Genomic DNA, 10,460 nt, shown 5'->3' on the forward strand with positions numbered 1-10,460 from the left:
TATAATTTTGTTAGGTTTCATTCTCGGTTTGGTTGTCCGCCTGGTGATGTGACTGAGTGGCTTCAAGAGGTGATGCCCCAGTTATCCTGACAGTATCCCTTGGCATCGAGTTAACTTTATAAACCTCTATATTTTTAGCAAGAAAATGAGAGCGGGGGTTGCCGAGCCTGGTCAAAGGCGGGGGACTCAAGATCCCCTCCCGTAGGGGTTCCGGGGTTCAAATCCCCGCCCCCGCACCAACTTAACGTTTTTATCTCTTCATGGCGTATCTTTTCTAGGTGGCATAAATGGGAATTGTAAGGTTTGGAGTTTCTATCCCAAAGGAATTACTTGAAAAGTTTGATAGTATAATAGAGGAAATGGGATACACTAATAGAAGTGAAGCTATCAGAGATCTGATAAGGGATATGGTTGTGAGGCATGAATGGCAACTTGGAGATGAGGAAGTTGCTGGAACAATAACTATAGTTTATAATCACGACGAAGCTGACGTCGTTAAAGAGCTTTTAGACTTGCAACATGAATACCTTAACGAAATAGTTTCAAGTCTACATATCCACATGGACGAGCACAATTGTTTGGAGGTGATAGTAGTTAAAGGAAGAGCCAAAAAAATTAAGAAAATTGCTGACAGGCTTTTGAGCCTAAAAGGAGTTAAGCATGGAAAGCTTGTAATGACAACTACCGGTAAGGACATAGTCTAGCGAAATTTTTATTAACCAAAGTTTACTAAATTATCTTGGGAGTGAATAGGTTTAAATGGAAGAAAAACAAAATTTAATATTGAAAAGGAGGTGGTTGAAAATGGTAGGAATACAAGTCCAAGAAGTTATGACAGATAAATATGCAAAAATTGATATAAATGCCCCACTTTCTGAAGCAATTGGAATAATTGAGAAGGAAGATCCGGATCTAATTCTTGTGTTTGATGGAAATGTTTACAAAGGAGTTCTCACTCAGGATTTAATTATAAAGTCGCACTTAAAATGGGATCCGACTAAGGCAAAGGTCAGAGATGTGTATAAGCCCGCTCCCGTTGTGAAGCCTACTGATGATCTAAGCCACGCAGCAAAGTTAATGCTCGAGACAGATTTAAGATCACTCCCAGTTGGAGAAAATAAAGCCGAAATAATAGGGGTTATCAGTGATCTAGCACTGCTAGAGAGAGTTGTCGCTGAAGAGTTCGGAAAGAGAAAAGTAGAGGAGTTTATGACGAAAGATGTAATTACCCTAACTCCAGAGGACACAGTTGCAAAGGCATTGGCCACAATGAGAGATCATGGCATCTCAAGAATCCCTGTAGTGAACGAAGAAGGAAAATTAGAGGGATTGGTGACGCTTCATGACCTAATAATAAGGTTCATCAAGCCAAGATTTAGGGCACAAGCTGGAGAGCTTGTAGGGGAGAAGATACCTCCCTTCAGCATGAAGCTCAGAGAGGCGATGATAAGAGGAGTTATAACTATCCTTCCAGATGCAACCATAAGGGAAGCTGTCGCTACGATGAAGGACAACAATATAGACGGATTGGTTGTAGTTGACGAAAACAACAAAGTTGTTGGAATATTAACAGTTAAGGATCTCTTGCTTCCAATTTCCAAAATGGTTGAAAAGGAGGCAAAGTTCTACTTACAGCTCGGAGGAGACGCCGCTATATTAAGCGACTTTACAAGAGAGAGAATAATAAATGACATTAAGAAGTTTGTGGATGGTTATTCAGACCTGCTAGGAAATGAAGGGATAATATACCTCTACATAAGGAGATTCAACGAGAAGTTCAGGGGAGTTCATCTATATCAGGCAAGAATGAGAGTGGTCACAGATAGGGGAACGTACATTGCAACAGGGGAAACATGGGGAGCAATTCAAGCAGTTCACGATGCATTAAGAGCTATAGAAAGACAGCTCCTCCAGAAGGCAGAGCTCGAAAGAGATATAAGATATGCAAAGAGGTTCATTGAAAAGCTTGAACTCTGGCGCTGATCTCAAAAAGTCTCCTCGAAAGCTCTAGAATTCTCTTATTATTTCTTCTCTTTCCTTCTTCAAGAAGCTCAAATGATAAAAACCTTAGAACATCCTTTAGTTTTTCCTCTTGGCTAAATATCTCCAGAATAAGCTTTAGAGCTTCTTCATTATTATAAGTTAGGGCAAGCCTGTAGGCAAGAAGTACTTTGTCAATTGGTCGTACAACAGTTTTTACGTCTTTATTCCTCCCAAGGAAAAATAATAACCGTGGAAGTGTTCCTCCCCGTTTTATTTTCCTCATAATGCCCTCTGCTTCTACCAAATTACCCTCCTCTAAATATTTTAATCCCAACTCCTCCAAAAATGCTGATTTAAATGGTTCTAAAAGATTAGTTAAGTCCAAAAAGTCCCCCTGAAGGTTTTCTCTTACATCCTTAACTTCAAATTTAGTTTCCGTTACATCAACTACCCCCTTTCTCACTTCCCCAACTCTAATTATTTCAGCATCAATTAAGAATTTGCCATCTTCATATTTAATTCCCGGAGGCAGGGGCTTGAGAAATTCAACGTCTTCTTCACTTAAACCTAATTCTCCTAATTTTACCACTGGAACGTTTTTCTTTTTTAAAGTATTAAATAAAGCATTAGTTATCTTTCTAAGGGCTTTCTTTCTAGAATATTTGTCCTCAATTAACTTAGCTGTTTCTATGGCCTCCTTAAATTTCTCCCCATTGGCAAGTTCATATGAAAGATAGAGTAGAGTATCATTTCTCAGAGAAGAAATTAAAATCTGAGAGGCAATTTCCCTAGCTCTTTCAGGATCTATTTTAACAATTTCCTGGGCAATCCATTTGAAAGCATAAGATTTCCAATAACTGTCCTTTATTTTTTCCGCAATCTTTACTGCATTCTCAAAGTCCCCCCGGTTTAGTGCATCCTTCACATCGAATAATTCCCTTATCATCCTAATACATTTAAGACTCAATTCTAATAATCCTTTTGGTGATTAAAGTGAAGCCCAAGGTTTTCATCACAAGGGCTATTCCTGAAAACGGAATAAGCATGCTAGAAGAGGAATTCGAAGTAGAAGTGTGGGAAGAGGAAAGAGAAATTCCCAGGGAGAAACTGCTAGAAAAAGTAAAGGATGTTGATGCTCTAGTAACAATGCTAAGTGAAAGAATTGACCGAGAAATTTTTGACAATGCCCCTCGATTAAGGATAGTGGCCAATTATGCCGTTGGATATGACAACATTGACGTTGATGAGGCAACAAAGAGAGGAATATACGTCACTAACACTCCTGACGTTCTAACTAACGCCACAGCGGATCATGCCTTCGCTCTTCTATTGGCCACCGCTAGACACGTAGTGAAGGGGGACAAGTTTGTTAGAAGTGGAGAATGGAAGAGGAAAGGAATAGCCTGGCATCCCAAGTGGTTCCTAGGGTATGAACTTTATGGAAAAACTATAGGGATTGTAGGTTTTGGAAGAATTGGACAAGCCATAGCTAGAAGAGCCAAAGGCTTCAATATGAGAATCCTCTACCATTCAAGAACTAGGAAACCCCAGGTAGAGGAAGAGCTTGGAGCAGAATATAAACCCCTAGAAGAACTACTTAAAGAGAGTGATTTTGTCGTCTTAGCGGTTCCCCTAACCAAAGAAACCATGTACATGATAAACGAAGAAAGGTTAAAGCTTATGAAACCAACCGCAATACTCGTTAACATAGCTAGAGGAAAAGTCGTTGATACAAAGGCCTTAATCAGGGCACTAAAGGAAGGCTGGATAGCTGGGGCAGGATTAGATGTGTTTGAGGAAGAGCCTTACTATAACGAAGAGCTGTTCTCTTTGGCCAATGTAGTCTTAACCCCACACATAGGGAGTGCAACGTTTGAGGCAAGAGAGGCCATGGCAGAACTCGTAGCAAGGAATTTAATAGCTTTTAAGAGAGGAGAAGTTCCACCAACATTAGTGAACAAAGAAGTTATAAAAATAAGAAAACCAGGATTTAGTGAGCAATGATGAGCTCTATCCCTATCTGACCCATGATGACTGTAGCGCGCGCTGAGCTACTCCTTTAAAATTTTTTCAATTGGAAAACCTTCTTCGTACTTCTTCAGCTTTCTCTCAAAAAACTCCACAAAGAGCTTGTACCTCTTCATCCTATGCCTAGGCTGACCTCTTATGCTGTGTCCATGAGCTCCCCTCTTGAATATAGCTATGTAAGCTTCCTTTCCTAGATCCTTAAGCACGTGATAAAACATCAAACTTTGATCTAAGGGACAGCGATAGTCTTCTAGACTGTGAATTAATAAAATTGGGGCCTTAACATTTTTCGCATAGAAGAGAGGACTCAGCCTTCTGAAGTTTTCATTCTCAAGTGGGTTCTCCCCTATCACCTCCTTATCGAACCACAAGCCAATGTCCGAAAATGCATAGCTGGTTAACCAGTAACTTATCCCATTCTCACTTATTCCAGCTTTGAAGAGATCACTTTGTGTTAACGCCCAGTTTGTCATGTATCCTCCATAGCTTATTCCCGTGATACCAATTCTCTCCCTGTCCGCCTGAGGTTCAAGCTTCAGGAATTCCTCAATACCGTTTAATATATCTTGGAAGTCCTCCAGTCCAGTTCTGGTTAATACTCTTAGTGCAAAGTCTTCACTATATCCATTGCTCCCCCTGGGATTAACGTAAACTATATAGTACCCCTTGGCCGCCATTAATTGCATTTCATACTTGAAGTAATAACCGTACATTCCCTTGGGCCCACCATGGACAAATACTATCACGGGGGCTTTTTCTCCCTCCTTGAGCTCGGGCTTCATATACCAACCATCAATCTCTAAGTCTAGGCTTTTATAACGGAAGTGAACTGGTTCGAAAGTTTTCAGCTTAGCGAAGATTGGATCATTATAGTCAGTGAGTTGTTTCTCTTCACCGTCCCAGGTAAAGAGCTCCCTTAATCTAGTCGCCGTCTCTTTAAGGTAAACAACGATCTCATCAACGTCAAATCCCATTATCCAATGCCTTCCCTTGGCTATGGGTTTAATTTCCCCATCCCAAATGTATAGGTTTACGCTTCCCTCTTCAAAGAGTGTAAAGTACACTTTCCCATCTTTTATCTTGGCTTGGCCAACTCCTCTGTCAACTTCATCAAGAATGCCCATCACTTCTTTCCCATCGTAGATGTAAAGCTTATTGTGCTCGCTCATGTACTTCTTCTCGGGCTTTCCATAGAGCAAAATTCTTTCTCCATCCGAATCAACTGCGTAGAACGATACTTTTTCAAACATCTTTTCTTCTTTTCCGTCTTCCCAGATATAGATGTCCCAGAACTTAAAGTATTGTGGGATTATCTCTCTATGGGGAACATTCACAACAATTTTGTCTCTATGCCAAATTCCTGAAGAAAAGCGCGGCTTTTCGAACTCCTCTATAACTTCTTCACTCTCCGTGTCAAAAATCCAGAATGTTGTCTTCTCTCCATCAAAGAATCCAAGATCATCAAACCACGCTGGAACATCATCCTCGAATATAAAGTCTTCATCTTCCCTCCTCTTAAAGCCAACAATGAGAAGTTTTCTTGAGTCTTCGTTCCATTCCAAAGATCTTATGTTCTTAGCTTCAAGGATTTTCTTGCTACTTAAAGTTTCTAAATCTGCCACCCATATCTCACTTACCTTCTTTTCTTCATTAGCCCTCATAAAAGCTATCTTTTTACCATCGGGGGAAATTCTTGGCATTGTGGCATTTTCAATAAACCTTCTTGCATTGTTCTTGAGGTTCTCAATAACAATTGTGTTTTCATATTTGTTGTCCTTTAGGTTGGCCTTTGTTAATACATAGGCCACCAATTCTCCCTTTGTCCTGGGATCACTCAAGTATGCAAACTTTGCAAACGTTTTTTCGTTCCATTCGATTGAACTCATAACGTTATCACCAAAATTAATTGAAAGTAAAGTTTAATAGTTTTTCCTTTCCTGATAAAGTTCCAACCACACAGCTAAGAGAATTAAAAACGCCCCTAGATAGCCTTTAGGAGGCAACCTATCATTGAGAAATGCGAGAGCAAGGAGATGGGCAAAAATTGGTTCTGATGAGTAGATAATTGCCGCCTTATAAGACTCCACCTTTGGCTGATATTTTACCTGAAGCGTAAAAGATAATGCCGTGGCAAATATTCCTGTGTAAATTATCCCACCCAGAACTTTTGGATCGCTTGGAAGAGAAATTCCCTCAAAAATCCCGGCATAAACTGTAGAGAGAATGAAATTCCAAAATATTTGCCAAAATGCAAGTCCAACTCCCAGGTTTCCAAAGTATTCTACAAGAACTATCTGGAATGCAAAGCTTAGGGCAGCGACAACTGTCAATGCATCACCATAATTCAATCTCAACTCTGCATTCGATATTAGGTAAAGCCCAATAACGGCCAAAGACAGGGAAAAAGCGTCAAACATCTTAAGCCCCTTACGGAAGAATAAGAACGCTATGAAAGGCGTGAAGACAACATAAAGGGAAGTAATAAATGCGGAGTTGGAGGGTGTTGTGTACTTCAATCCAACAATTTGAAAGCCGTGACCAAGAAAAAGCGTGAAACCAAGAATTAACCCTGGAAAGAGAGCATCTTTTCTAATGTGCTTCCTTAGGGCTAAAAAGAGAACAAAAGAGGCGATGCCAAATCTAAGGGCTATGAAAGTAATCGGGGGAAAGTCTTCTACCCCTATCTTCATAACCGGAAAGGTTGATCCCCAGATAAAGGTGGCCCCTAGAAGGACCAGCTCTGCCTTTCTTCTTTCGTTCATGCTATGGGTAGATTTTTGAGGAAATTAATAAATTCTTCTCTCTTCTCATCGCTGAGTAATGGAAAAATTTTCTCTTCCACAAACCTTACTTCTCCTTCATCAATCATCTTTAGGCCAATAAGGACTAAAGCTTTTTCCCTTAACTCTTGAGACTCTAAGGTTATTGCTATCTCGTAGGCCTTTAAAGTATCATCGATTTCAAGTAAAAGCTGAACTACCTTAAATTTTTCTTCATCAGAGAGTTTACTTGCTGATAACTTCTCCATTGTAATTTCTTTTAGCTTTAATCTTTCAAATACATTGGTCTTATATGCCCACGCTGTCAACTCCAAAAGGGGAATTACATTATTTCCACCAAATCTTTTCTCTATTTCGTGTAAAGCTTGAATAAACCTCCCTTCGTACGCAAGCTTCCTAATGTCTGGATAGCTTGTATGCATTAAAGTTCTTGTAAGTTCAATCTTTTTCTCAATGATCCCTTCCCTTTGGCCCAGTTTCAGGTTTTTATATATGTCTTGAGCCATTTCATAGAACTTAAGTGCATTTTCTGAGTCCAAAGCATCTCCACTGGCTTCCAATATTTCAGCCAATTGAATTATTAAGTCTGTCTTTTTCGTTAACTCAATATTAAGTTCAATAATCTCAGCAAATGCATTCTGAAACATCTCAAGAGATAAGTCTACAAAACCTGCTAAAGCTAATCTGTTCGCCAAGATTGTTAAAGTTATTGCCTTATCCACGGGATTCAGATTTTTTGTTAACTTAACTGCTTCTTCAAAGAGTTCTAGGCTCTCTTCTTCATATCCAAGAAGAGCATAAACTTTAGCTACTTCTCCATACCCTATGGCTTTGTTGTCATGATCTTTGATCTTTTTTAAGAAGTAAATCGCATCTTCGAGAAAACTCTCGTCCCTGGTTAATTCAGCTATTTTACAGAGAGCAATTACTTTATCAAAGTTCTCCTGCAAGTTTTCAACTATCTTAATTGCCTCTTCAATCATTCCTTTCCTAACCAAAGTTTCCACACTTTCAACGATGTCATCTTTCATGTAATTAAAATTACATTCATAGTATTAAAGGATAGTGCTTTTAAACTTTCCAGACCTTCTAAATTTGATGCTAACAATTGGCCTCTACAATACATACGATACCAAAAAACTTCACGAGGCACATATCAGAGCCATAGCTAGAGCTGCCCCAGTTGCTTACGCTTATGAATTCCACTTAGCCCTTATTGGTTTTCCCTTTGATTCGGATGATCCTAAAGAAGTAGCTGAAAGAGTAGCTTCCACAACCACAATAGGAGAAGGGGGAAAGTATCTCCTAGAGCTTGCAAAGTCAAACAAGTTCCACCTTCTAGATTTTCCAAAAAGAGGTTTTCCACCCCAATTTGGCGAAGTTATAGCAACTACTTCAAAACCCTCTAAAGAAAAAGTTATTGGTAGTAGGGAAGTCGCTGAGATGGCCCTAAGGGGAAAAAGCCTAATGTTAATAATTGGTCTCGGTAGGCATGGATTGCCCAAAGAAGTTTTTGAAATTTCGAAGTACCATTTAGACATAACTGATGGAAGAGAAATTAGCTTGGAAACGTGCACGGCAATTGGAATAATTCCCGCGAGGATAAAAACATTAATGGAGGCGTTAAAATGGAAAAAGCCGTAAAGGAAATACTTTCAACAGTCCTAGTCTTTTTACTAACGTTTTCCATATATTATGGGATGAGGATAGCTCTCCATACAGACACACCTCTCGTTGTAGTGATCAGCTGGTCCATGAAACCTGTCTTTTACAGAGGTGATGTAGTCTTGCTTAAAGGGGTCTCTCCAGAAGAAATCAAAGCGGGAGATGTGGTCGTGTATGAAAATCCCCTTTACAAATACCCAATAATTCATAGGGTTAGGGAGATAAAAACTATATCAATTGAAGGCAGGGAGGAGTTATGCTTCGTAACCTGGGGAGATAATAATCCAGTTCCTGATGTCTATCCAACTCCCTATGGGATGCTCGATTGTGTCCCAGGGGAAGCTATAAAGGCCAAGGCACTTGTTGTATTTCCCAGGATAGGAATAATTTCCATAAAGGTTAGAGAGTTCCTGGGAATAGGTGGATGAAGAAAGGGTAGGTAGCTGAGCGGTGATGATCTAATCGGCCCCTGACACCGCATAACGAAAAGTTTAAGTCATCTTCCATTTATCTCCTTTGGTGATATCTATGCCCACTTGGGAGGAGCTTTATAAAAATGCAATAGAGAAGGCCATAAAATCAGTGCCAAAGGTTAAAGGGGTTCTGCTTGGATATAACACAAACATCGACGCTATAAAATACTTGGACAGCAAGGACCTTGAGGAAAGAATAATAAAAGCTGGAAAAGAGGAAGTGATAAAGTATTCAGAAGAGCTCCCAGATAAAATCAACACTGTCTCTCAACTCCTTGGTTCAATACTTTGGAGCATAAGAAGGGGAAAAGCTGCAGAACTGTTCGTCGAAAGTTGCCCAGTGAGATTTTACATGAAGAGATGGGGCTGGAATGAGCTCAGAATGGGAGGCCAAGCTGGAATAATGGCAAATCTCTTGGGAGGAGTTTATGGGGTTCCTGTAATTGTTCACGTTCCCCAGCTTTCAAGACTCCAAGCTAATCTATTCTTGGACGGCCCGATCTACGTTCCAACTTTGGAGAATGGAGAAGTAAAATTGATCCATCCAAAGGAGTTTAGTGGAGACGAAGAGAACTGTATCCACTACATTTATGAATTCCCCAGGGGATTCAGAGTTTTTGAGTTTGAAGCACCTAGAGAGAATAGATTCATAGGCTCCGCCGATGATTACAACACAACTCTCTTCATAAGAGAGGAGTTTAGAGAAAGCTTTAGCGAAGTAATAAAGAACGTCCAGTTAGCAATACTGAGTGGACTGCAGGCTTTAACAAAAGAGAACTACAAGGAGCCTTTTGAGATTGTCAAGTCGAACTTGGAGGTTCTGAACGAGAGGGAAATCCCAGTTCACTTGGAATTTGCATTTACGCCTGACGAAAAAGTTAGAGAAGAGATATTGAACGTTCTTGGAATGTTCTACAGTGTAGGGCTTAACGAGGTAGAGCTGGCATCAATAATGGAAATCTTGGGAGAGAAGAAGCTCGCAAAAGAACTACTGGCCCACGATCCCGTAGATCCAATAGCTGTGACTGAAGCAATGTTAAAGCTTGCCAAGAAGACTGGGGTTAAGAGGATACACTTCCACACGTATGGTTATTATCTCGCACTAACCGAATACAAGGGAGAGCACGTGAGGGATGCTCTCCTATTTGCAGCCCTAGCAGCCGCTGCCAAGGCCATGAAAGGAAACATAACAAGCCTTGAAGAAATAAGAGAAGCCACAAGTGTTCCAGTCAATGAAAAAGCCACCCAGGTCGAAGAGAAACTAAGAGCAGAGTATGGAATTAAGGAAGGAATAGGAGAAGTGGAGGGATATCAAATAGCTTTCATTCCAACTAAAATAGTGGCAAAACCAAAGAGCACTGTCGGAATTGGGGACACCATCTCAAGCTCGGCATTTATTGGTGAGTTTTCATTCACTCTCTAACTTTTCTTTTTTGATACTGTTAGGATAACTGGGGCATCACCTCCTGAAGCCATTCAGTAACATCACCAGGCGGATCACCAAAACTAGAATGAATTCTGACAAAATTAT

At 40.2% G+C, this 10,460-nt stretch carries 10 protein-coding genes, 1 tRNA gene and 2 pseudogenes; 8 read left to right on the plus strand and 5 right to left on the minus strand.

Going from position 1 to position 10,460, the window contains the following annotated elements; all coding sequences use genetic code 11:
* From PWP39_RS08680 to PWP39_RS08695, 4 genes and pseudogenes are all read left to right on the plus strand, one after another.
* A pseudogene (locus tag PWP39_RS08680) lies at nucleotides 1–90 on the plus strand (IS6 family transposase); the annotation flags it as partial.
* Between the two features lie 61 nt (nucleotides 91–151).
* Nucleotides 152–239 (plus strand) — tRNA-Leu (locus PWP39_RS08685).
* 48 nt (nucleotides 240–287) lie between these two features.
* A complete protein-coding gene (gene nikR / locus PWP39_RS08690; RefSeq protein WP_288073472.1) occupies nucleotides 288–704 on the plus strand; it encodes a nickel-responsive transcriptional regulator NikR in 417 nt (138 codons plus the stop codon).
* Nucleotides 705–804: 100 nt separating this feature from the next.
* Nucleotides 805–1,983 carry a CBS domain-containing protein gene (locus tag PWP39_RS08695; RefSeq protein WP_288073473.1) on the plus strand — a complete coding sequence of 393 codons (1,179 nt, stop codon included), beginning with the start codon at nucleotides 805–807 and terminating at the stop codon, nucleotides 1,981–1,983.
* Here the strand turns inward: PWP39_RS08695 and PWP39_RS08700 are convergent.
* Nucleotides 1,955–2,929, minus strand: coding sequence for a hypothetical protein (locus tag PWP39_RS08700; RefSeq protein ID WP_288073474.1), 975 nt, complete (start codon nucleotides 2,927–2,929; stop codon nucleotides 1,955–1,957). The two genes, PWP39_RS08695 and PWP39_RS08700, sit on opposite strands and share 29 nt — an antisense overlap.
* A 47-nt stretch (nucleotides 2,930–2,976) precedes the next feature.
* Here PWP39_RS08700 and gyaR point away from each other — a divergent pair, with 47 nt between their 5' ends.
* Nucleotides 2,977–3,987 carry a glyoxylate reductase gene (gene gyaR / locus PWP39_RS08705; protein ID WP_288073475.1) on the plus strand — a complete coding sequence of 337 codons (1,011 nt, stop codon included), beginning with the start codon at nucleotides 2,977–2,979 and terminating at the stop codon, nucleotides 3,985–3,987.
* A gap of 47 nt (nucleotides 3,988–4,034) precedes the next feature.
* Here the strand turns inward: gyaR and PWP39_RS08715 are convergent, their stop codons facing one another.
* The 3 genes from PWP39_RS08715 to PWP39_RS08725 are packed head-to-tail and all read right to left on the minus strand — an operon-like array spanning nucleotide 4,035 to nucleotide 7,822.
* Nucleotides 4,035–5,897, minus strand: coding sequence for a S9 family peptidase (locus PWP39_RS08715; RefSeq protein WP_011011433.1), 1,863 nt, complete (start codon nucleotides 5,895–5,897; stop codon nucleotides 4,035–4,037).
* A 33-nt stretch (nucleotides 5,898–5,930) separates the two neighbouring features.
* Complete coding sequence (locus PWP39_RS08720; protein WP_011011432.1) at nucleotides 5,931–6,773, minus strand: DMT family transporter; 843 nt, start codon at nucleotides 6,771–6,773, stop codon at nucleotides 5,931–5,933.
* Entirely contained in the window at nucleotides 6,770–7,822 is a 1,053-nt protein-coding gene (locus PWP39_RS08725) for a hypothetical protein (protein ID WP_011011431.1), read from the minus strand. Before PWP39_RS08725 ends, PWP39_RS08720 begins: the two co-directional genes overlap by 4 nt.
* Nucleotides 7,823–7,889: 67 nt before the next feature.
* Here PWP39_RS08725 and PWP39_RS08730 point away from each other — a divergent pair, with 67 nt between their 5' ends.
* The 3 genes from PWP39_RS08730 (at nucleotide 7,890) to PWP39_RS08740 (ending at nucleotide 10,352) form a co-directional block, all read left to right on the plus strand.
* The gene (locus tag PWP39_RS08730) at nucleotides 7,890–8,435 is read left to right on the plus strand and encodes a DUF531 domain-containing protein (protein WP_193328786.1); all 546 of its coding nucleotides are present in this window, start codon (nucleotides 7,890–7,892) and stop codon (nucleotides 8,433–8,435) included.
* Nucleotides 8,420–8,884 carry a signal peptidase I gene (locus tag PWP39_RS08735; RefSeq protein WP_014835110.1) on the plus strand — a complete coding sequence of 155 codons (465 nt, stop codon included), beginning with the start codon at nucleotides 8,420–8,422 and terminating at the stop codon, nucleotides 8,882–8,884. Before PWP39_RS08730 ends, PWP39_RS08735 begins: the two co-directional genes overlap by 16 nt.
* Before the next feature lie 100 nt (nucleotides 8,885–8,984).
* Entirely contained in the window at nucleotides 8,985–10,352 is a 1,368-nt protein-coding gene (locus tag PWP39_RS08740; protein WP_011011427.1) for an ADP-specific glucokinase, read from the plus strand.
* A 19-nt stretch (nucleotides 10,353–10,371) separates the two neighbouring features.
* Here the strand turns inward: PWP39_RS08740 and PWP39_RS08745 are convergent.
* Nucleotides 10,372–10,460, minus strand: a pseudogene (locus PWP39_RS08745) (IS6 family transposase); the annotation flags it as partial.

Origin of the sequence: Pyrococcus sp., assembly GCF_030153625.1 — an archaeon.
In the GTDB taxonomy this organism is placed as follows: Archaea; Methanobacteriota_B; Thermococci; order Thermococcales; family Thermococcaceae; genus Pyrococcus; species Pyrococcus furiosus.

Coding starts and splice junctions, on each gene's coding strand:
- PWP39_RS08725 (WP_011011431.1), bottom strand. CDS start 7,822: ATGAAAGATGACATCGTTGAAAGTGTGGAAACTTTGGTTAGGAAAGGA.
- nikR (WP_288073472.1), top strand. CDS start 288: ATGGGAATTGTAAGGTTTGGAGTTTCTATCCCAAAGGAATTACTTGAA.
- PWP39_RS08740 (WP_011011427.1), top strand. CDS start 8,985: ATGCCCACTTGGGAGGAGCTTTATAAAAATGCAATAGAGAAGGCCATA.
- PWP39_RS08735 (WP_014835110.1), top strand. CDS start 8,420: ATGGAAAAAGCCGTAAAGGAAATACTTTCAACAGTCCTAGTCTTTTTA.
- PWP39_RS08695 (WP_288073473.1), top strand. CDS start 805: ATGGTAGGAATACAAGTCCAAGAAGTTATGACAGATAAATATGCAAAA.
- PWP39_RS08715 (WP_011011433.1), bottom strand. CDS start 5,897: ATGAGTTCAATCGAATGGAACGAAAAAACGTTTGCAAAGTTTGCATAC.
- PWP39_RS08700 (WP_288073474.1), bottom strand. CDS start 2,929: ATGATAAGGGAATTATTCGATGTGAAGGATGCACTAAACCGGGGGGAC.
- PWP39_RS08720 (WP_011011432.1), bottom strand. CDS start 6,773: ATGAACGAAAGAAGAAAGGCAGAGCTGGTCCTTCTAGGGGCCACCTTT.
- PWP39_RS08730 (WP_193328786.1), top strand. CDS start 7,890: ATGCTAACAATTGGCCTCTACAATACATACGATACCAAAAAACTTCAC.